The 21,173-nt window shown below is 73.8% G+C and carries 15 protein-coding genes and 1 pseudogene; 11 read left to right on the top strand and 5 right to left on the bottom strand.

Annotated features, from left to right (window positions below; all coding sequences use genetic code 11):
* Nucleotides 1–85: 85 nt before the first annotated feature.
* The 3 genes from ACFW2G_RS25205 (at nucleotide 86) to ACFW2G_RS25195 (ending at nucleotide 3,516) form a co-directional block, all read left to right on the top strand.
* Nucleotides 86–1,645 carry an IucA/IucC family protein gene (locus ACFW2G_RS25205; RefSeq protein ID WP_384453259.1) on the top strand — a complete coding sequence of 520 codons (1,560 nt, stop codon included), beginning with the start codon at nucleotides 86–88 and terminating at the stop codon, nucleotides 1,643–1,645.
* Between the two features lie 96 nt (nucleotides 1,646–1,741).
* Nucleotides 1,742–2,602: an MBL fold metallo-hydrolase gene (locus ACFW2G_RS25200; RefSeq protein WP_384453256.1), complete on the top strand. Its 861-nt coding sequence runs from the start codon at nucleotides 1,742–1,744 to the stop codon at nucleotides 2,600–2,602.
* Between the two features lie 140 nt (nucleotides 2,603–2,742).
* A complete protein-coding gene (locus tag ACFW2G_RS25195; RefSeq protein WP_384453253.1) occupies nucleotides 2,743–3,516 on the top strand; it encodes a GntR family transcriptional regulator in 774 nt (257 codons plus the stop codon).
* Between the two features lie 52 nt (nucleotides 3,517–3,568).
* Here ACFW2G_RS25195 and ACFW2G_RS25190 read toward each other — a convergent pair whose 3' ends face one another.
* Entirely contained in the window at nucleotides 3,569–5,770 is a 2,202-nt protein-coding gene (locus ACFW2G_RS25190; RefSeq protein WP_384583975.1) for an MMPL family transporter, read from the bottom strand.
* A 269-nt stretch (nucleotides 5,771–6,039) separates the two neighbouring features.
* Between ACFW2G_RS25190 and ACFW2G_RS25185 the strand changes: the two genes are divergently transcribed.
* The 3 genes from ACFW2G_RS25185 to ACFW2G_RS25175 all read left to right on the top strand — a co-directional run bounded on the left by ACFW2G_RS25185 (nucleotide 6,040) and on the right by ACFW2G_RS25175 (nucleotide 8,263).
* The gene (locus ACFW2G_RS25185; RefSeq protein ID WP_384583972.1) at nucleotides 6,040–7,209 is read left to right on the top strand and encodes a sensor histidine kinase; all 1,170 of its coding nucleotides are present in this window, start codon (nucleotides 6,040–6,042) and stop codon (nucleotides 7,207–7,209) included.
* A complete protein-coding gene (locus tag ACFW2G_RS25180; RefSeq protein WP_384453245.1) occupies nucleotides 7,206–7,883 on the top strand; it encodes a response regulator in 678 nt (225 codons plus the stop codon). The genes ACFW2G_RS25185 and ACFW2G_RS25180 overlap by 4 nt, the downstream gene beginning before the upstream one ends.
* Before the next feature lie 143 nt (nucleotides 7,884–8,026).
* Nucleotides 8,027–8,263, top strand: coding sequence for a hypothetical protein (locus ACFW2G_RS25175; RefSeq protein WP_384453242.1), 237 nt, complete (start codon nucleotides 8,027–8,029; stop codon nucleotides 8,261–8,263).
* Nucleotides 8,264–8,451: 188 nt separating this feature from the next.
* Here the strand turns inward: ACFW2G_RS25175 and helR are convergent, their stop codons facing one another.
* Nucleotides 8,452–10,662, bottom strand: a complete 2,211-nt coding sequence (gene helR / locus ACFW2G_RS25170; protein WP_384583969.1) for an RNA polymerase recycling motor ATPase HelR — start codon at nucleotides 10,660–10,662, stop codon at nucleotides 8,452–8,454.
* A 423-nt stretch (nucleotides 10,663–11,085) separates the two neighbouring features.
* Here helR and ACFW2G_RS25165 point away from each other — a divergent pair, with 423 nt between their 5' ends.
* Both ACFW2G_RS25165 and ACFW2G_RS25160 read left to right on the top strand, forming a co-directional pair.
* Nucleotides 11,086–13,974 carry a TIM-barrel domain-containing protein gene (locus tag ACFW2G_RS25165; RefSeq protein WP_384583966.1) on the top strand — a complete coding sequence of 963 codons (2,889 nt, stop codon included), beginning with the start codon at nucleotides 11,086–11,088 and terminating at the stop codon, nucleotides 13,972–13,974.
* 267 nt (nucleotides 13,975–14,241) lie between these two features.
* Entirely contained in the window at nucleotides 14,242–15,150 is a 909-nt protein-coding gene (locus tag ACFW2G_RS25160; protein ID WP_037917311.1) for a LysR family transcriptional regulator, read from the top strand.
* Here the strand turns inward: ACFW2G_RS25160 and ACFW2G_RS25155 are convergent.
* Both ACFW2G_RS25155 and ACFW2G_RS25150 read right to left on the bottom strand, forming a co-directional pair.
* Nucleotides 15,100–16,377, bottom strand: a pseudogene (locus tag ACFW2G_RS25155) (MFS transporter); the annotation flags it as partial. The gene ACFW2G_RS25160 and the pseudogene ACFW2G_RS25155 overlap by 51 nt on opposite strands.
* A gap of 38 nt (nucleotides 16,378–16,415) precedes the next feature.
* The gene (locus ACFW2G_RS25150; protein ID WP_384583963.1) at nucleotides 16,416–17,018 is read right to left on the bottom strand and encodes a TetR/AcrR family transcriptional regulator; all 603 of its coding nucleotides are present in this window, start codon (nucleotides 17,016–17,018) and stop codon (nucleotides 16,416–16,418) included.
* Nucleotides 17,019–17,160: 142 nt separating this feature from the next.
* Here ACFW2G_RS25150 and ACFW2G_RS25145 point away from each other — a divergent pair, with 142 nt between their 5' ends.
* From ACFW2G_RS25145 to ACFW2G_RS25135, 3 genes are all read left to right on the top strand, one after another.
* Nucleotides 17,161–17,421, top strand: a complete 261-nt coding sequence (locus ACFW2G_RS25145; protein WP_037917315.1) for a DUF6158 family protein — start codon at nucleotides 17,161–17,163, stop codon at nucleotides 17,419–17,421.
* Nucleotides 17,422–17,783: 362 nt separating this feature from the next.
* Nucleotides 17,784–18,188: a hypothetical protein gene (locus tag ACFW2G_RS25140; protein WP_384583960.1), complete on the top strand. Its 405-nt coding sequence runs from the start codon at nucleotides 17,784–17,786 to the stop codon at nucleotides 18,186–18,188.
* A 98-nt stretch (nucleotides 18,189–18,286) separates the two neighbouring features.
* Complete coding sequence (locus ACFW2G_RS25135; protein ID WP_384453227.1) at nucleotides 18,287–19,810, top strand: MFS transporter; 1,524 nt, start codon at nucleotides 18,287–18,289, stop codon at nucleotides 19,808–19,810.
* On the opposite strand, the gene ACFW2G_RS25130 is transcribed toward ACFW2G_RS25135, so the two are convergent.
* Nucleotides 19,773–21,149, bottom strand: a complete 1,377-nt coding sequence (locus ACFW2G_RS25130; protein WP_384583957.1) for a tetratricopeptide repeat protein — start codon at nucleotides 21,147–21,149, stop codon at nucleotides 19,773–19,775. The genes ACFW2G_RS25135 and ACFW2G_RS25130 overlap by 38 nt on opposite strands.
* Between the last annotated feature and the right edge of the window lie 24 nt (nucleotides 21,150–21,173).

Below are 21,173 nucleotides of genomic sequence, written 5' to 3'. Positions count from 1 at the left end.
TCGCTTCACGGGATGATCAAGTAATCATTGCGGATACCGACGATCACGGCCGGTGGTCCCGCTCCGCGGACCTCCTGCCCACCGGATGGACCGAATGGAACCAGTGGACCTCAACGCCGCCGCAGACGCCTACGCCGCCACCCCGCTCCTGAACTGCCTGCTCCGCGAGGCGGCCGAGCCCGCGGGGCCGGACGGGCCCGCCGGCACGGCCGTCCACCGGCTGCGGGGCAGCGGGCGGCTGCTCCGCGTGCGTGGCGGCCGCCGCCCCGTGTGCCCCGAACTGCGCACGGCCAGCGGCTGGCACCCGCTCCGCCACACCGAACTGGTCAAACTCGTCTCCGACGAGCTCGGCCGGTTCACGGGCGTCACCAACGACGAACTGCCGGTCGAGATCACCGACAGCCGCGACGCGCTCGCCGCGCTGCTCGCCGCCCGGGCCTGCGCGGAGCCCCCGGCCGACCCGTATCTGCTCTCGGAGCAGTCCCTGGTGATGGGCCACCCGCACCACCCCGCCCCCAAGGCCCGCGGCGGGGCGCCGGCCGGGAGCTGGCTGCCGTACGCACCCGAGGCGCACGCCCGCTTCCCGCTGGTCTTCCTGGGGCTGCGCGAGGACAGCTGCTGGGAGGAGGGGGGCGCGGCCGCGACCGGTGCGATCGACTCCCTCGCCGATCTCCTCGACGGGCCGCGCCCTCCCGCCGGCTACCGGTTGCTGCCCGCCCACCCCTGGCAGCTCCGCCTGGCGGGGGACCGGCCCGCGGTGCGCGAGGCGTTCGCCGACGGGCGGCTGCTGCCGCTCGGTGAGAGCCGGCGGCCGGCCTGGCCCACCGCGTCCATCCGGACCCTCCACGTTCCGGATCCGTCGGCGGACCTGTTCGTGAAGTTCAGCCTCGACGTGCGGATCACCAACGACGTGCGCCGGCTCTGGCGGCACGACCTGCTCAAGCTGCGCCGGACCGACGCGGCCGTGGAGGCCGGGTTCGCCGCACTGCGAGAGGCCGGCTCGGACGCCGCCTGGCTCGCCGACCGCGGATACCGCACCGCCGCCTTCGCCTTCGAGGAGCTCGCGGTCCTCGTACGCGACGGCCTGCGCGCCCACACCGTGCCCGGAGGCACCCCGCTGCTGGCCGCAGCGCTGGCGGAGGGCGGTCCCGGAAGCCCTCCGCCGGGTGCCGGCGACCCGCTGGCGTGGTGGCGGGCCTACCTGCGCCAGGTCGTGCCGCCGGTGCTCGAACTCTTCGCCCGGCACGGCGTCGTACTGGAGGCGCACCTGCAGAACACCCTGGTCGCGGTCGACGCGTCGGGCATGCCCGTGCAGGCCCTCTTCCGGGACGCCGAAGGAGTCAAACTCCTCCCGGACCTGTCGCGCGCGGACGCCTGGCAACGCCTGGTGTACTGCCTGGTGGTCAACAACCTGGCGGAGATCGCGGGGGCGCTCGCCGGCCGGTACCCGGACGTCTCACCGCTCCTGTGGCCCGCCGTACGGGAGGAACTGCTGCGCTACGAGGAACAGCGCGGGCTTCCCGAAATCGCCGCGCTCCTCACCGCCCCCGCGCTGCCCGCGAAGACCAACCTGCTGCTGCGCTGGACCCGCGCCGACGGGGCGGACGCCCGCTACCGCCCCCTGCCGAACCCCCTGCGTACCTAGGGTCTGTCCGTCGCCTCCGTCGCCGGGCGCGCGATCCGGGCGGGTCCGGCCGACGGCCCGCTCCCGGGCGCCGGGCGGTGAGGATAGGTTGGAGGGGTGATCGATTTCCGCCGGGGCGCCCCGGTCGCAGGCAGCCTCGACGTCGTCTGGCACGCGGGCTGGCCCTCCCCGAAGCACGACCCGGCTCCGGAGATCCAGGTCCACGCCTACTCCGAACACACGGTGATTCTGCGGCAGAACAAGTCCGTGCACTTCGAAGCTCCGTTCCTCTTCCTGCTCTTCGGCAACGAACGGGCCCTGCTCCTCGACACGGGCGCCTCCACCGACCCGGCCCACTTCCCCCTGCGGGACACCGTCGACCGGCTCGTCGCTGACTGGTTGGAGCGCCATCCGAGGCCGGGGTACTCGCTGGTGGTCGCCCACACCCACGGGCACGGCGACCACGTCGCGGCGGACGGGCAGTTCACGGACCGGCCGCGCACCACGCTGGTGGGCCCCCGGCTGGCCGAGGTCACGGCCGCTTTCGGTCTCACCGACTGGCCGCACCGCACCGGGACGTTGGACCTGGGAGGTCGGGTCCTCGACCTGATCCCCGGCCCCGGCCACCACCGGGCCGCCCTGGTCTTCCACGACCGCCACACCGGCCTCCTGCTGACGGGCGACTCCCTCTACCCCGGGCGGCTCTACATCGAGGACCGGGAGGCCTACTCGGCCACCGTGGACCGGCTGCTGGACTTCTGCTCCACCCGGCCGGTCCGCCACGTCCTCGGCTGTCACATCGAGATGACCGCCACGCCGGGCGAGGACTATCCCAGGGGCACCACGTACCAGCCGGACGAGCCGCCGCTCCAGCTCACCGCGGACCATCTGCGCGCCCTGCGCAGGGCCCTGGACGAGACGGCGGACCGCCGCGGCACGCACCCCTGCGGGGACTTCGTCCTCGTCTACCGCGATTGACGCTCGGGTCGGGCGGCGCGGGGTCGGGAACCGGCCAAGGTGGGCGACGTGCCCGATCCCCTCTCACTCAAAGGTATAGACCAATGCTAGGTTGGTCGGGCAGACCGCGCAGTCCTTGACCGCCCGTCAGAGGAGAAGCCATGCCCTCCCCTTCACGGGGCGGCGGCCCGGCCGCCGTGCCCAAGTACCAGCGGATCGCCGCAGCGCTGCGCCGCGATCTCGACCGAGCCGCGCGCACCCCCGGCGGAAGGCTGCCCTCGGAGCGCAGCCTGGCCGCCCGCTACCAGGTCAACCGGCAGACCATCAGGGCCGCGCTGCAGCACCTGCGCGAAGGCGGACTGGTCGTGACCGGGCGCCGCGGCTCCCGCCCCGCCGTCACGGCCGAGGTCCTCCCCACGGCGGCCGATCCGGTGGACTTCGGGCCCGCGTCCCCCGCGCCCGGCCCCACTCGGAGCTGGGTCACGGTGGTCACCGTCCCGCCGTCGATCGCCGTGCCGCTCGGCATGTCCGGCGGGGAGCGCACCCTGGTCCATCACCGGCGGGAGCAGGGCCGGGCGGGGGAGACCCTCCGGCACGCCGTCACCTACTTCAGCCCGGACGCCGTCGCGCGCACCCCCGAACTGGCCGCCTGCCGCAACCGGGCGGAGCACTCCCGCGACGCGGACCCGGCTCCTCTCCGGGGCTGGCTGGAGCGGGTCTCGGCGGCCGGGCGGGTCGCCGAGACCATCACCATGACCCGCACGGTCCACCCGCCGGCCCCGGGCCCCGCCTGCGGCCTGACCGTACGCCGTACTGTCCAGGATCCTTCCGGCAGGCTGCTGGCCGTGACCGACCTGGCCTTCCCCACCTGGGACCACCTGACCTTCCATCGCGACCGCCGCCACCCCGCCGTTGCCGGATTCCGCGTCCTGTAGTCCGGCCGCCCGGCCGAGGCGGCGCGGTCGCTATCCGGCCGGGCCGCCGCGCTCAGGGCACCAAGGCGCGTTCGGGCGTCCCGGTCTCCGATGCCGGCTCGGCCGCCGCCGGCCGGGGCTTCGCGGGCCACCACAGAGACCGGCCCAGGAGCACCGCGCACGCCGGGACCAGCACGATCGACAGGACGAAGGCGGAGAGCAGGATCCCGAGGGCCGTCGCGAAGCCGATCTGCTGGGTGGCCGCGACCGGATTGACCGCGAGGCTGCCGAAGGAGGCGGCCAGTACCACCCCGGCCGTCGCGACGGCGGGCGCGGTGTGCCGCACCGCCCGAGCCACCGCCTCCCGGGCCGGACCGGGCCGCTCCATCTCCTCCCGGATCCGGTCGGTCACCAGGATGTTGTAGTCGGTGCCCAGCGCGACCACGAACAGGAACAGCACCAGTGGCAGCGTGAAGGCCACACCCGGCTGGTCCAGCCCGTGCTGGAAGACGAGCGCCGCGGCACCCAGCGTCGCAGCGAATCCCAGACCCACCGCCAGCATCAGGATCAGCGGGGCGAGGAGGCTGCGCAGCAGCAGGAAGAGGATGAGCGCGATCAGGGCCGCCGCGACCGGGAACACCAGCCGCAGGTCCCGGTCCACGGCCGCCGACACGTCGGCGAACACCGCCGCGGTGCCGCCCACGTGGGCCTCGGTGCCGTCCGGCCGGCGCGCGGAGACCGCGTCGCGAACCGTGCCCGATGCCAGGTCGCGGGCCTCCTGGCCGTGCGGGTCGACGTTCGGGAACAGGTCGAGGCGGGCTGCCCGACGGTCCTCGCTGAGCACCGTCGGGGCGACCTGCCCCACCCCCTCCAGCCGGGACAGTGCGCCGGACAGACCCTCGACCCGGCCGACGGTCAGCGGTGCGCCGTCCGACGTCGTGACGTAGACGCTGATCGGGTCCGACACCCCGGCCGGCATCGCCCGGGAGATCTCGGCCGCGGTGGCCGCGGCGGCCGTCGGCTCACCGCCCGCGTCACCCGACCCGTAGTCCATCCGTATGCCGGCCATGCCGGCGGCGAGGGCGCCGAGCAGGAGGACGGAGGCGACGGCCGCCGTGAGGGGACGCCGGGCCAGCCAGGTGCCCAGCCGGGCGGCCGAGCCGCCGCGGGGCTCGCGCCGGTGGGCCTGGGACGGCCAGAACATCCTGCGCCCGGTGACCGCGAGCAGGGCCGGCATGAAGGTGAGACTCCCGAGCAGCATCACCAGCACGGACGCGGCGATGGCCGGACCGAGCACCCGGAACTGTCCGAAGGAGGCCACTCCGAGCGTGGCGAACGCCGCGACGATGGTGAGCGCCGCCGAGGTCACCGCCGTACCCACGCGCCCGGACACCTCGGCCGCGGCGGCCTTGCCCGACTGCTCTGGCCTGCGGCGCAGCTGCTCGCGGAGGCGGAACAGCAGGAAGAGGAAGTAGTCGATGCCGATGCCCACCAGCACGACGTTGATGAGCTGAGGGGTGGACGGGTCGAGGGCGGTACCGGTCAGCATCGCGACACCGACTACCGTGCCCGTCGCGGCGCCGCCGATGACGGACACGGCGATCAGCGGGAGCAGCGCGGCGAGCACGCCGCGGAACACCAGGATGTGCAGCAGGACGATCACACCGAGCATCACGACGCCGATCACCCGGGCCCGGCTCTCCTCGGCGTCGACGCCGTCGACGGCCGAGGCGAGCCCGCCCGTGAAGCCGGTCCGGAACCCGGCCTCCGCGAATCCGGCCCGTGACTGCTCGCGAAAGGCCCGGTAGGTGTCCTGGACTCCTGGGTCCATGGGGTTGCCCTTCAGCTCCACGGACAGGAGCCGGAAGCTGCGGTCGGGAGCCGTCACGAGTCCGGCGACCTCCGGGGTCTGCGAATGGTCCTGGGCGAACGGCACCTCCTTCTCGGGTGTGGGCATGACCACCCGGTGGCGTCCCTGCTCCGCGGCCTCCTCGTCGATGCGCCGCTCGTCGTCGGCGCTCAGCTGCGCCCCGTCCGGTCGAGCCACCAGCACGGTGAGCGTGTTGGCGTCCGGTTCCACCCCGAACCGCTCCTCGGCGACCTTCAGGGCCGCCGCCGAGTCGTAGGACGGAGGCAGGAAACTGCCGGTGCTGCTCTGGGTGGCGCGGAAGACGAACGCCTGGCCGGCGATGGCCAGGGCGATGCCGAGCACGGCCCAGAGGGCTATCACCTTCCACGGATTCCTCGTCGAGAACCCGGTCAGGGCGCGGATCACGGTACTCCTCAGGTTGCGGGCGGACCGGGGGCTCCCGGCCGGTCTCCAGACCATCAGGAGCGGGCGGCCGACACGTCGGCGCACGGGAGGAACCGCACCCGGGAGCAGGGTCCGGGGTCCGGCCCCGACCAGGACCACGGTCCTGGTCCGCGGCAGGCCCACGGGACGACGGCAGCGGTCCGCCGGGCTGCCAGAATGGAACGAGAGGAACCGGCACGAACCGCTCCCCGCACCGGTGGGAGGCCCGCCGGCGGGGAGGACCGGCAGGGATGGACACAGGCGCCGACAGGCTGCGCTGGACGCGCAACGACGCACTGGTGGCCCTCGGGGTCGCCGCGGTGGACCTGTTGGGCTTCTCGCTCGGCATCCGGACAGAGGGGGCGTCCGTGCCCGTTCCGGCCGTCTGCGCGCTGGTGGCGGCGGCCGTGTGCCTGCTCGCCCGCCGCAGCCGCCCGGTCGCCGTGCTCGCGGCGGTGCTGCTCCTGGGGGTCGTGCCCAACTTCGCCGTCCCGGATGCCGCACCGCACATCCCGCTCGGCCTCGCCGTTGCCCTGTACTCGGTGGTCCGGTTCAGCAGACCCGCGGTCGCCGCGTCGGCCGCCGTCCTCACCGTGCCGCTGGCCACGGTGGGCCAGGGCGGCCGGCTGGTACCGGCCGGCTGGACGCTCGTCGCCGGCGCTGCGGCCACGGCCCTGGTCGCCGGCGCTGCCCTGGTCGTCAACCGCTGGCATCGGGAGGCCGCAGCCGACCACGCCCGCCGGGCCGAGCGCGCGGTTGCCGAGGAACGCCGCCGGATCGCCCGCGAACTCCACGACATCGTCGCCCACTACATCACCGCCATGCAGCTGATGGCGGGCGGCGCCCGGGCCAATCTGGCACACGACACCGAGGCGGCCCGCGAGGCCCTCGTCAGCCTGGAGGACTCCGGCCGCACCGCCCTGCGCGAGATGCGCCAACTCCTCGACGTGCTGCGCGCCGGAGAGGAACCGGACGACACCCCTCCGGCGCCCCAGCCGGGCGCCGCCGACCTGGAGCGGATCGTCACCGAGTCACGGCTGGCGGGCACCGAGACGGACTTCACCGTGGGCGGCACCGTGCGCCCGCTGCCGCCCAGCGTCGGCCTCACGGTCTTCCGCATCGTGCAGGAGGCGCTCACCAACACCCGCAAGCACGCCGATCAGGCCCGGGCCCGGGTGCGGCTGACCTACGGACGGGACGAGATCTGTGTGGAGGTGTGCGACGACGGGGCCGGTGTGTCCCCGCCGCCCGCCCGGCCCGCAGCGGCCACCGGGTACGGTCTGATCGGTATGCACGAACGCGTAGCACTCCAGGGCGGAACCCTGGAGGCGGCCGCACGGGACGGCGGCGGATTCCGGGTGGCGGCCTGCCTTCCGGCACCGTCGGGGCGGGGCGGCGAGGGCGGGGAGCCACACCGATGATCCGCGTGCTCATAGCCGACGACCAGCCGCTGGTCCGGCGGGGTCTCGCCCTGATCCTCGGCCCCGACCCCGAGATCGAGGTGGTCGGCGAGGCCGAGGACGGCGCCCAAGCCGTCACCCTCGCCGGGGAGCTGCGGCCCGACGTGGTGGTCATGGACATCCGGATGCCCGTCCTCGACGGCGTCCGGGCCACAACGGAGCTGGCACGGACCCTCCCCGACGTCCGCGTCCTGGCGCTCAGCACCTTCGACATGGACGAGTACGTCGTTTCCGCCCTGCGCGCGGGAGCGTACGGCTTCCTCCCGAAGGACGTCTCCCCGGAGGAACTCTCCGCCGCGGTCCGCACCGTGTACGACGGCGAGGCGGTCGTCGCACCCCGGCTGCTCACCCGGCTGCTCTCCGCCTACGTACGCACCCCCGCGCCGGCCCGCCCGGCCGCGGCCGCCGTGGCGTCCGTCCCACCCGGGATGACTCCGCGCGAACGGGAGATCTGGCGGCTCCTGGCCACCGGCCTCGACAATACGGAGATCGCCGCGGAACTGGACATCAGCGTTTCCACGGTCAAGAACCACATCACCGGCGTCTTCGGCAAGCTGGGCGTCCGCGACCGTGCTCAGGCGGTCATCGCGGCCTACGAATCGGGCCTGGTGGAGGCAGGTTGCGGGAGCGGTTGATCACCAAGTGCCCGCAAGAGGATCGGAATCCTCCTGGTGTCCCTACCTCTGACCAGCCGGAACACTGGATGATTCGCCCGTGCGGAGGAGGCCTCGGCCATGGCACAGTGCGATCAGCCCGCCCGCACGACCAGGGAGCCACCATGCGCGATCCGCACGTCACGCCGCTCGCGGCCGCCCCCGGCTGCCTGCCCGGGGCCGGTCCGCTGCCGTGCTGTCCGGTGTGTGGCGGAGTGCCGGAGCGCATCTCCTGGCGCCAGCGACCGGCACAGCCGGTACGGCTGGTCTTCGACCCCTGCGGTCACCACTGGAGCACCCCCGCTCCGCCCGTCCTCGCGGTCACCCCACCACGGGCGCACGGTCACGCCGACGCCGGCTGAGCCGACGGATGCGCGTGCCTCGTACCCGCCCGGGAGCACCTGAGCGACCCGGTCGCCGCCGACCGCGATGCCGGCCCTGGTGGAGTCGCGTTTCCAGGTGCTGCCGGACGCCGGACGGTGCGGGGGCACAGCCGGGCCGGGCGCGCCGGGCCCGACGGGGAAGGCCGCGGGGGAGCCCGCCGGGGCGGTCATGAGCTCCTGAGGACGACGAGCCGGCGGGTCGCGCGGGTCATGGCGACGTACCGGTCCACGGCTCCCTCGATCCCCTGGCCGAACCGATCCGGGTCGACGAGGACGACCAGGTCGAATTCGAGCCCCTTCGACAGCGACGGCGTCAGCGAACGGACGCGCGGGGTCGGCCGGAACGCCGGGTCGCCGATGACACAGGCGATCCCCCCGCGGTGCGTGCTGAGCCAGCTCTCCAGGAGCGGTTCCAGGTCGGTGACGGATCCGTGGACGACGGGGATGCCGCTGCTGCGGATGGACGTCGGTACGTTGGCATCGGGGAGCACGGCCCGGATGGCGGGCTCGGCCTCGGCCATGACCTCCTCCGGGGTGCGGTAGTTGATGCTCAGGGAGGCCACCGTGATCCGGTCGAAGCCGACGCGTTCGAGTCGATCCGTCCAGGACTCCGCGAACCCGTGCCGTGCCTGGGCCCGGTCGCCGACGACCGTGAAGCTCCGCGATGGGCAACGGGCCAGCAGCATCTGCCATTCGGCGTCGGTCAGCTCCTGCGCCTCGTCCACGACGACGTGCGCGAACGGGCCGGCCAGGAGGTCCGGTTCGGCACCGGGCAGCGCGCTCCGGTCGACCAGGGCCTCCTGGAGGTCGCGACCGTGCAGCATCCCCATCGCGCCCTCGCTCTCGTCGATCTCGACGTTCTGCAGCAGACTGTCGATGACGTCGGCCCTGCGTGCGCGCTCGGCGGCCGCGGCCGCCTCGTGCCGGCGCCGGCGCACGGATGCCTCCGCGTCCCCCAGCCGCTGCCGGGCCGCGTCCAGGAACGGCAGGTCGGACACCGTCCAGGCTTGGGCCTCCGCCCGCTGCAACCTGGCCACGTCCTCGGGCCCCAGCCAGGGCGCGCACCTGCGCAGGTAGGCCGGCACCGACCACAGGTCCCCGACGACGTCGGTCGCCTCCAGCATCGGCCACGCCCGGTTGAGGGCCCTGGTGAACTCCCTGTCCTGCAATAGGGACCGCCGCAGCAGCTCCGGCGGGACGTCGTGGCCCTCGCCGCCGTCCTCGTGCCGGGCCATGAGGACCGTGAGCAGTTCCTCCAGGATCTGCTCACGGGCCTCGTTGTGCGGGGTTCCCGGCTCCACCGCGTCGAACGCCGCCGCCCAGTCGTCCGCGCTCAGCCAGACGTCGGACCAGTGACTGGAGACGGTCATCCCCCGGGTCGGCGGTTCCTCGTGGACGCGGACGGCCGCGTCGATCGCCTTCACCAGGTCCGCCGAGGACTTGAGCCGGGCCACGGCCGGGTCGCGCTCTTCCGCCGCCCCGGCGCCCTCCGCCACCAGGTCGCGCAGCGTGCAGGTCTGTACGCCCTCTTCGCCGAGGCTGGGCAGCACGTCGGCGACGTAGGCCAGGTAGGGCTGGTGCGGGCCGACGAACAGGACGCCGCCGCGGCGGTGGCCGAGGCGGGGGTCGGAGTAGAGGAGATGGGCCGCGCGGTGCAGTGCGACGACGGTCTTGCCCGTACCGGGTCCGCCGTCGACGACGAGGGCGCCGCGGGAGCCCGCCCGGATGACGGCGTCCTGGTCGGCCTGGATGGTGGAGAGCACGTCGCGCATCCGGGGCGACCGGTCACCGCCCAGGCTGGCGATGAACGCGGACTGGTCGTCCAGAGCAGCGTGGCCCTCGAGCGCGTCGGTGCTGAACACCTCGTCCCAGTAGTCGCTGATCCGGCCACTGGTCCAGCGGTAGCGGCGGCGGCTCGCCAGCCCCATCGGGTCGGCGTGGGTCGCCGCGAAGAACGGCTCGGCCGCCGGGGCGCGCCAGTCGAGCAGCAGCCGGCGCCCCGCGCTGTCGGTGAGGCCGAGCCGCCCCACGTACACGGGCTCCCGGCCGTCGGCCGGGACGATGCGTCCCAGGCACAGGTCGAGTCCGAAGCGGCGCAGGGTGCGCAGGCGCGCGGTCAGGCGGTGGATCTCCGCGTCCCGGTCCATTGCCTCACGGCCGATGCGTCCGGGTGCCCTGCGTTCGGCGTCGAGGCGCGCGGAGAGTTCGGCGATGGACTGGGCGAGGCTCTCCGAAACGGCCGCGAAGTGCTGTTCGTCGCCGTCGGTCAGGGCCGGGTCGGCCTTGGGGGAGAGGTGGTCGGGAAGGTCGAACGCGCTGCGGGTCCGCGGGGCGGCCGGAACCGGCTTGACGTCGCCGCACGATGGGTGAACCGGCAAGAACGCATGCACTTCGTGAATCTCCCATTTCTGCAGCTTCTGGTTTCGGTGCGCGATTTTGCCCCGCCGACGGGGCCTTGCCGCAAGCCCCCCGGTGCGCTATAAGTTGAGAGTGGCAAGGAGTGGGTTCACCTCCTTGACTCTTCTCGTCGACCTTCTCGTCGACCTTCTCGTCCGCTCAGGACGCTTCCCGCAGCCCCGTCCGTCGCGCCTCGACGCCTGCCCACTGCTGCCCGGCACCGCTGCACCGACCCTTGCCGCGTGCGGTTTCCGGGCACCCGCACATGTCTGATGGATGCTCAAAGATGCTTGAGCGGAAGCCATTTCGAGCAGAATTCTTCAAGCGGGCGGCCCTGAACGCTATCTTGCCGGGTGCATGCCAAAGAGCTGTGTCCGTCTCCGGACCGCACGAGGAGCTGCCCCATGAGACTGCCAAGCTTCAGCAGGAGCCGACGGGTCCCCTTATCCGGACGGCCGCGCACACCACGGCGACGGGGCCCCCGCACCCCGGGCACCGCCCTGCTCGCCGCCGCCCTCGCCGTCGCGGGACTGGCCGCCGCCGGACCACTCGTCGCACCCGCCACCGCCGTCCCCTCGGGGGCCACGGCCACCGCGGGCGATGTCACCGGCTTCACCCGGTCCGGCAACACCTTCACCATCACAGCCTCCAGTGGTGCCAAGGCCCGCGTGGTCGTCGCCCGCGCCGACATCTTCCGCCTCTGGCTCTCGCCCGATGGGACCTTCACCGACGACCCGGCAGGCTCCGACCTCGCCGTCACCACCGATTTCGGCTCGGTGGCGGCAACCCACAGTGACGCGGGCGCGTACCACCGGATCAGCACGGGCTCCCTCTCGATCAGGGTCGACAAGTCGCCGCTGCGCTTTTCCGTCTACCGCGCGGACGACACCACCCCCGTCTGGCAGGAGACCCGGCCCACCAGCTGGACCGGCAACCGCACCACACAGCACCTCGCCCGCGGCGCGGACGAGCAGTTCTACGGCACCGGCCTGCGCCTCGGCGCGTGGGCGCTGCGCGGCCGCACCGTCCCCATCGCCGTCGACAACAAGTGGCGCGAGAACGACAACGCGAGCCCCGCCCCCTTCTACATGTCCACCAACGGCTACGGCGTGATGCGCAACACCTGGGCCCCGGGCTCCTACGGCTTCAACGCCCCCACCACCCTCACCCACGACGAAAGGCGCTTCGACGCCTGGTACTTCACGGGCGACTCGCCGAAATCCGTGCTCGACGCCTACACCGACGTCAGCGGAAAACCCTTCCTGGCGCCGCTGTGGGGCTTCGAGCTCGGCAACGCCGACTGCTTCAACGCCTCCAACCCCGACTACCAGGGCGACCACGGCCGCCCCCGCCACCAGAGCACCCCCGACGTCGTCGGCTACGCGTCGGACGCCCGCGCCGCCGACATGCCCTCGGGCTGGTTCCTTCCCAACGACGGCTACGGCTGCGGCTACACCGCACCACTGAAGCCGACCGTCGACGCCCTCAGGGCCAAGGGCTTCCAGACCGGCCTGTGGACCTCCACCGGCCTCGGGGCCATCACCGACGAGGTGGGAACCGCCGGCAGCCGTGCTGTGAAGACCGACGTCGCATGGATCGGAAGCGGCTACAAACACGCCTTCGACGGCGTGCGGCAGGCCGTCGAAGGAATCGAGAAGAACTCCGACGCCCGCCGCTTCGTCTGGACCGTCGACGGCTGGGCGGGCACCCAGCGCAACGCCGTCGTCTGGACCGGCGACACCTACGGCACCTGGGACGACATGCGCTGGCACGTCCCCGCCATCACCGGCGCGGGCCTCTCCGGCCTCAACTACGCCGCCGGCGACATCGACGGGATCTTCGGCGGCAGCCCGAAGACGTACACCCGCGACCTCCAGTGGAAGGCCTTCACCCCCGCCTTCATGACCATGTCGGGCTGGGGAGCGGTCAACCCGTCCGCCAGCTACCGCGACAAGCAGCCGTGGCGCTTCGCCGAGCCGTACCTGTCCGTCAACCGCAAGTACCTGCAGCTGAAGATGCGACTGATGCCCTACCTCTACACGATGAGCCGCGTCGCCCACGAGACCGGCGTTCCCAGCACCCGTGCCATGGTGCTGGAGTATCCCGACGACCCGGTCGCCCGCGGCAACGCCACCAGCGGCCAGTTCATGGCGGGCGACTCCCTCCTCGTCGCCCCCGTCGTCTCCGACACCGAGGTCCGCGACGGCATCTACCTGCCCGCCGGCACCTGGACCGACTACTGGACGGGCCGCACGTACGCGGGCCCCGGCTGGCTCGACGGGTACCCGGCCCCCCTCGATATCCTCCCGCTGTTCGTCAAGGGCGGCGGCATCGTGCCGATGTGGCCGCAGATGAACTACACGGGGGAGAAGCCGGTCTCCACCCTCACCTACGACATCCACCCACGTGGCGCCTCCTCCTTCAGCCTCTACGAGGACGACGGCCGCACCCGCGCCCACGAGTCCGGCGCCTACGCCCACCAGCGGGTCGACGTCACCGCGCCGACGACGGGCACCGGCACGGTCACCGTCTCCGTCGGCGCCCCCACGGGCAGCTACGCAGGCAAACCGGCGGCCCGCGGCTACGAGTTCACCCTCCACGTGTCCGCCGCGCCCACCGCCGTCACGGTGGACCGGGCCGCCGTGCCGCGCCTGGCCTCCTCCTCCGCCTACGACTCCGCCGCCACCGGCTGGTTCTTCGATCCGGCCGACCGTGAGGGCGTCCTGCGGGTCAAGACCCGCACCACGTCCGGTGCCTTCACCGTTTCGGCTGCCGGCACCGCCGTCCCCGCCGCCGAGCCCCTGCCCTCCTCCGCCCCGATCGACCGGGCGGGTTGGTCCCTGATCCACGCCGACAGCCAGGAGACGGCCGCCGAGAACGGCGCCGCCGTCGGTGCCTTCGACGGCGACCCCGCGACGATGTGGCACACCGCCTGGTCCTCCGGTACGCCCGCGGCGCTCCCGCACGAGATCCGGATCGACCTCGGCGCCCGCTACACCCTCGACTCCCTCGGCTACCTCCCGCGCCAGGACGGCGGGGTCAACGGCCGCATCGGCGGCTACGAGGTCTACGTCCGCGACACCGGCGCCGACTGGGGTGCGCCGGTGGCGAGCGGCACCTTCGCCGACACCGCCGCCGCCAAGACCACCGTCCTCGCCCCGAAGACCGGCCGCCACCTCCTCCTCAGAGCCTTGACCGAGGCCGGCGGCCGCGGCCCCTGGACCAGTGCCGCCGAGATCACCCTCACCGGCCGGGCCGCCGGGCCCCCGGAGCGAGCCGCCCCCGACCACTGACCCCTGGCCGCCGCCGAGCACGGCCCGGCACTCCCGCCGGGCCGTGCTCCCGCAGCCATGCGGCCGTGCTGTCCGACACGGAACCTCCCGGGAACCGACTTCGGGGTGGTGGGTCGGCACCCGTCCGCACCTCTCGCCGGGGGTCCGGACCCCGTGGCGAAGGCGGGGACGGGTTGCCGCCCGGGCCCTGCACCGATCCTGATGCACCCCAAAACCCAAGTCAATCCTCTGGTTTGCTCCCCACATCCAAGGAATACCTTGGGTCTCATGACCCTCGACGACCTCCGCGTGTTCGTGGCCGTCTGCCGCGCCGGCAGCCTCAGTGCCGTCGCCCGCGACCTCGGCTGCACCCAGTCCGCCGTCAGCCAGCACGTCCGCCGTCTGGAGAAGGAAACCGGTACCGGCCTGCTGGAGCGGCACGCCCGCGGCGTCGTGCCGACCGAGGCCGGCCGTATCGTGCAAGCGGCCGCAGCCGACGGCATCGCCGGCCTCGACGGCGCCCTGCGTCGCGTGGAGGACCTGGTACGGGGCGGCGGCGGCAGCGTGCGTGTCACCACGGGCGCGACGACCGTGCGGCACTTCATGTCCGAGGCCGTCGTCTCCTTCCGTCGCAGTCACCCCGGGGTGAGCCTGGAGTTCCAGACCGAGAACTCCAGCAGCGGCTGCTTCGACGCCCTCGCCTCCGGCGACCTCGACCTCGCCTGGATCACCATCGGCGGCCCCGTCCGCGGCATCGAGCAGCGCCCCGTGATGGAACTGCCCTGGGTGCTCGCGGTCGGCGCCGACGACCCCCTCGCCCGACGGGACGCACTCACCCCGGCCGACCTCGCCGGGATCCGTCACATCCGGCTGCCCCGGAACTCCGCCTCCCGGGCCCACCTCGACGCCGCCTTCGCCGAGTCCGGCATCCACGTGCGCTCCGACACCAGCGTGGCGGACTGGGACACCGCCCTGCTGCTCGCCGAACTAGGCCTGGGCCATGCCGTGGTGCCGGCCCTGCCCGGCTGGCAGGTCCCCGGCTCCGACGGCCCGCTGCGCCTGGTGCCGGTCCCCGCCCTGCCGCCGCTCGCCGTCGGCTGGGCCGTCCGCCGCTGGGCGGCCCTCGCCCCGCCGGCCCTCGTCTTCGCCGACGAGGTGGCCCGCAGCTGCCGGGCGCGCGCGGCCGGGCAGCCGTGAGGCCGCCGCCAGACCGGCCGCCGCCAGCACGGCCAGGGCCGTCAGCGACGGCCCCCGCACCCCGGTGCCCGCGGCCACCGCGATGCCCAGGGCCGGGCCCACGTTCATGGCGGTCTGCTTCAGCCCGCCGACGACCCCGGCGTATTCGGCCGGGGCCTCGCCGACCACCGCGCCGGTGGCGGTGACCATGACGGTGGCGAAGCCGGCGCCGAGCACCGCGAAGGCGGGCCCCGAGGCGGAGCCCAGCCCGGCGATCCCGGCGGCGACCAGCGCCGTACCGGTCAACGCGGTCCGGCGCGCCCCGAACCGCCGCAGTGCCATCCCCGCCGCCGGAGCACCGGCGATGATCGCCACCGTCAGCGGCAGCACCCGCAGTCCGGTGTCCAGCGGGCCCAGCCCGTAGACGTCCTGGAGCCGGAACGTCGCCGTGAACAAGGCCCCGAACATGCCTGCGGAGACCACCAGCAGCAAGGCCATCGAGGCCGTGACCGCTCGGGCCCGGGCCACGGCCGGGGGGAGCAGCGGCCGCGCCGAGCGCCGCTCACGGCGTACGAACAAGGCTGCGAGCCCGGCGGCACCCGCGAACCCGAGCAGCGTCGACGTCGCCGTCCATCCGTGCTCGGGCACGCCCACCAGCGCGTGCACGAAGATCGCGAGGGCCGTGGCGAGCAGAGCCGCGCCACCGAGTTCCCACCGTCGCGCCCGCGCACCCGCCGGCGGCGCGGGGGTCCGAACGGCGAGCGTCAGCGCGGCGGTCAGCACGGCGACGGGCACGTTGAGTACGAACACGGCCCGCCAGTCCCACCAGGCCGCCAGCAGACCGCCCAGCAGTGGACCGGCGGCCGCGGCCGCCCCGATCGCGCTGGTCCGTAGGGCCACCGGCGTGGCCAGCCGCTCGGGCGGATACGCCAGCCTCAGCAGCGCCAGCGTCGCCGGCTGGAGCAGCGCACCGAACAGGCCCTGCACGGCGCGCAGTGCGATCACCCAGCCCACGCCCGGCGCTGACACGATGCCCGCCGAGGCCGCGGCGAACCCGAGCACGCCGACGAACAGCAGCCGGGCGTGCCCGTACCGGTCACCGAGCCGCCCGGCGGGCACCAGGAACGCGGCCACCGCCAGTAGGTAGGCGGTACTGGTCCACTGGACCTGCGCGACGCTTGCCCCGAGGTCGCGGCCCAGGCTCGGCTGCGCCACCGCCAACACGGTGCCGTCGAGCGCGACGAGCATCGCTCCGGTCACACTGACCAGCAGGGTGGTCCGCTGCCTCACGCGGGAGTACCCCCGAGGTGCGCGTCGACGGCCGCGTCGACCAGCCGGTCCGCACCCACGGCCGGGTCCTCGCCCAGGGCCAGGGGCAGGCTGCCCCAGCGCCACAGCTGTGCCACGCCGTGCAGGTTGGCCCACAGCGCGGCGGCGGTGAGGGACGGCTCGGCCGCCCCGCATCGCGCGACGAGCGTGACGAGAAGGGTGAACAGCGGCAGGGTCGACTCCCGCAGCCGCGGCTCGTCCGACGGGTCCCGGCCCGTACTGTCGAGCAGGTCGTGGCGGAACATCAGCTCGAACATTCCGGGGTTCTCCCGTGCGTAGCCGACGTAAGTGCGCCCGATCGCCCGCACCCGTTCTCGCGGCGGTGCCTGCCCCGCCGCGGCCTCCAGCGCGCCGACCTGCTCGCCGAGATCGGCGAAGCCGCGCCGGGCGATCGCCGACAGCAGGGAGTGGTGGCTGGGGAAGTACCGCCGCGGCGCCCCGTGCGAGACCCCCGCCCGTCGGGCGATCTCCCGCAGTCCGAGGGCTGAGGTGCCCTCGCTCGCAACGAGCTCGGCGCCGGCGTCGATCAGTCGTTCCCGCAGATGTCTCTCCTGGTTCATGGACTCTTGTCTACCAGCGGGAGTAGACAGTGTCTACCGCTCGCGCCGGGGGTCGGGCCGGAGCGGCGGCCGCTGACGGGACGCGCGGCGCGGCGCGGAGGATGATGGTGGGGCGGGGGCCCGAGGAGGAGGTGCACCTGCCATGACGGAGCACGACGGCGGTCCGTCGGCACGCACGTTGGAGGAGGGCCGGCTGCTCAAGGAGCTGGAGGCCATCCACCGCACGCGCCACGAGACCCTCTTGTACGGGTCCGACGACGCCCTGGTCACGCACACGAAGCGGATGAACGAACTGGAGCACGAGTACGTGCGCCGCCATCCGCAGCGAGCCCAGACCGCCGCGCGCACCCGATCGGGAGCCCGCGCCCGCACCGACGGCGAGCGCAGGGAACGGCCCATGTGATCAGGGTTCGTCCCGTTCGGCCGCCCGCGGGACGACCGCTTCGTGACGTGCTGCCGAGGTGTCGTCGTGGGCCCTGTTGGGCCGCCCGCGGGACGACTCCTCGGTGAACCGGCGCGACGGCACGTGTGTGCCGCCGTCCCGGCGGCGCCCCCTGTCCCGCCCTGCCTGTCCCGCCCCGCCTGTCCCCCTATCCCTGCCTGCCGTTCCGCGCCCGGCCCGGCGCTGGTGGCGGCGACGCGGACCGGTCGAGGAGGGCGGTGGGAGAGGAATCGCCGGCGGAGGCCCCTTCGGTCCACCAGTTATGGGTCGCCTTTGGCTCGAATGAGACATTCTTGTATCGTTCGAGGCGAAGGAGGCTCGATATGGCGCACGAAGAAGAACCGCTGAACGGCGCGGCACGCGTCCTCGCCGGCGACCACAGCTCCTCGATGGTGCGGATCGCCGCCGGAGCCGGCACCCGCCGCGCCGCGCCCGGCCGTCGCCGCGCGCCCCGCGAAGCCCGGCCGGCGACCGCCGCAGGCCGGCCGGTCGAGGTGGTCGACTCACGCGACGTCACCGTGCGCGCCCGCCCCGGCTCCTGGGCGGAGCGGACCGCCGGCCCCGGAGGGCCCTCGCCTTCCCCGGCCCCGGCGGGCGGCCGGGACGGCTGCGGGCCACCCGCCCGCCGCACTGGATCCGGTACGCCCTGCCAGGACCTCGCGACGCAGTTCCCGAGCGTGCACGGGACGGGCACCTCGCCACCCGGCAGTGCGGCCGTCCGGATCTGACCCCCTTCCTCGGCGGACGCAGCCCCTCGCGCCGCCTTCCCCGCCGGCCCTGCACCCCGACCCGCCCGTCACCCCGTACAGACCCCGAACGGAAGCCCATGCACACCCCCACGCCGGACCCCCGCAGGTGGATCGTCCTGGCGATACTCTCGGGCAGTCTCCTGCTCATCTCCATGGACACCACGATCCTCAACGTGGCTTTCCCCTCGCTCGTCGGCGACCTCCGGCCCAGCGCCGTGCAGCAGCTGTGGATCATCGACGTCTACGCGCTCGCCCTGTCCGGCCTGCTCGTCACCGCGGGTGCCCTCGGTGACCGCTGGGGCCGCAAGCGGCTGCTCATGGCCGGCTTCGGTATCTTCTCGGCAGCCTCGCTCATGGCCGTGTGCGCCACCGAGGCGTGGCACCTGATCGCGGCCCGAGCCCTGCTCGGCATCGGCGGCGCGGCCATCATGCCCGCCACCGTCTCGATCCTGCGCACCGTCTTCACCGACGCCCGGGAACGCGCCTTCGCCCTCGCCGTCTGGGCCGCCGTGTTCGGTGGCGGCATGGCCTTCGGACCGGTCGTCGGCGGCCTCCTGGTCCAGGAGCACGGCTGGCACTCGGCCTTCCTCCTCAACCTGCCCGTCGCCTCCGTCATCGTCGCGGCCGGCCTGCGCTACCTGCCCGAATCGCGTTCCCCGCGCAGCACCGGCGCGTGGGACTGGTGGGGTGTCGGGCAGTCCGTCGTCGGCATGCTCGCCCTGGCCGGCGGCATCAAGCAGCTCGGCAAGGGCGGGGTCGCCGACCCCCTGCCCTGGGCCCTGCTGCTCGTCGCGGCCGTCGCGCTGACCGTCTTCGTCCGCCGCCAGACCAGGATCGACAACCCCCTGCTCCAGGTGCGGCTCTTCACCGAGCCCGCCTTCAGCGTGGCCGCCACCGCGATCTTCCTGCCCATGGTGGGCATGGGCGCGATCCTGTTCCTGGTCACCCAATGGTTCCAGTACGGCGAGGGCTACGCCCCGTTGGAGGCCGGTCTGCGCCTACTGCCGGCTCCGCTCGCCCTGATCGCCGCCTCCATGGTCGCGCCCGCGCTGATGCAGCGCTTCGCGATCCGCCACGTGCTCGGTGCCGGACTCGTCGTCCTGGCCGCGGGCATGGCCCTGCCGTGGACCCTGCAGCAGTTCACCGACCTCGGCTACCCGGCCTTCGCGGCCGCTCTGACCGTCATGGGACTGGGCGCCGGCCTCGCCACGACCGTGGCCTCGGTGACGCTGGTCTCCGCCGCCCCGGCCGCCGAGGTCTCCAGCGCCGCCGCCATCGAGGAGACGTGCTACGAGCTCGGCTCCGCGATGGGGGTCGCCGTCCTCGGTTCCACCGCGGCCGCGCTCTACCGCGGCAACCTGCCCGACCTCGCACTGGACGGCCCGACCGCGGCCGCCGCACGGGACTCCGTCGGTGAGGCGGCGCACATCGCCGAACGGCTGGGGGGCGTCGTCGGACAGGCCCTGCTCGAGACCGCCTCGCACGCCTACACCCTCGCCATCACCCCGGCGTTCCTGATGGCGGGCGGTCTCGCTGTCGCCGCGGCTGCCACGACCTGGACGCTCATTCCCCGCGATCTGCGGCCCACCGAGAACCACTGATCCGACCGGGCCGGAACGCGGCCGCGGGCGCTGGGCCCAGGGTGGTGGTGCCCGGCGCCGCCCGGTGCCCCAGGCCCGTGCGGTAGGCGTCCAGGGCCGCCTCGACCCGGCCCGTGCGCCGCAGCAGGTCGCCCAGCAGCCGGCACAGGTCGGCGAGGTCGCCCGTGGCCCCGCTGCGCTCCAGCAGCGCCAGCGCCTGTACGTAGTGCTCCTCAGCGGATTCCGTCTCACCACGCTCCTCGGCCATCAGGCCGAGGAGCCGGTGCGCGCCGCCGGCGTGCACGGCCCCGTGGCTGTTGCCCAGCTCCAGCAGCGCCGCGAGGAGCCGGACGGCCTCCTCGGTCCGGCCCAGGCGGCGCAGTACGTCCGCCAGCTCCACCTCCACCTGGGCCGTGTAGAGGCCGGCGCGCCGGGCCGACAGCATGTCCCGGGCCGTGCGCAGCTCCCGCTCGGCCGGGCCGAGTTCCCCGTTCTGCGCCAGGACGTAGCCGCGCATCCAGTGGCAGTGCGCCAGGTCCGTGCTCAGCTGCAGCCTGCCGTAGATCGCCTGTGCCTGCGCCAGCGAGGCGTCCGCTTCGGCCACCCGCCCTTCGGCGAGGAAGGTCCGGGCCACCTGCCGGTGCATGCCCGCCACCAGCGCCGGATCGCTGGCCCGGGGGGCCAGGGCGAGTGCGAGCTCGGCCGAGCGGGCCGCCCGCGCGTGGGCGCCCATGTCCATGTAGGGACCGATGACCGCGGCGTGCAGCAGGACCAGCGCGTCGGGATCGGCCAGCCCGCTCGCGCCCAGCTCGTCGATGGCGGACTCCAGCAGGTAACAGGCGTAGCGGAGCTCGCCGGCGAGCAGGTGCGCCACGGCCCGGCCGCGCAGCGGGCGGACGCGGTGCGTCAGCGGCTCGTCGGCCAGGAGGCGCTCGGCCTCCTCGAAGTGCTCGATGGCAGACTGGAGTTCACCGGACTCCAGGGCGCACTCGCCGAGCCCGAGCCGTGCCTGTGCCTGTTCGGGGACCAGCCCGAGCTCCGCCGCCTCGGTGAGCAGGCGGCGGTAGCGTACGGCGGCCTCGTCGGCCGCGCCGGTGGTGAGCGTGCGCTGCGCGTCGGTGAGGGCGAGACGCAGTTCGGTGGCCAGGTGGGCGGGGCGGCCGGTGGCCAGCTCCTCGTACGACGTGCCCAGGCGGCCGGCAAGAAAGCGCAGCGCGGTCTCGGAGGGGCGGACCTTGCCCGACTCCAGCGTGGAGACGTAGGCCGAGGTGTACGACGGGTGTGCCAACTGCTTCTGGGTCAGACCACGTTCGAGGCGCATGCGCTGGACCCGACGGCCGATCTCGCCCGGTTCGTCCATGAAGTACCCCCTGGTTGCTCGAAG

It is taken from the genome of Streptomyces sp. NPDC058880, from assembly GCF_042742535.1.
Classification (GTDB): Bacteria; Actinomycetota; Actinomycetes; order Streptomycetales; family Streptomycetaceae; genus Streptomyces.
This window is presented reverse-complemented; position numbering and strand designations above follow the sequence as displayed.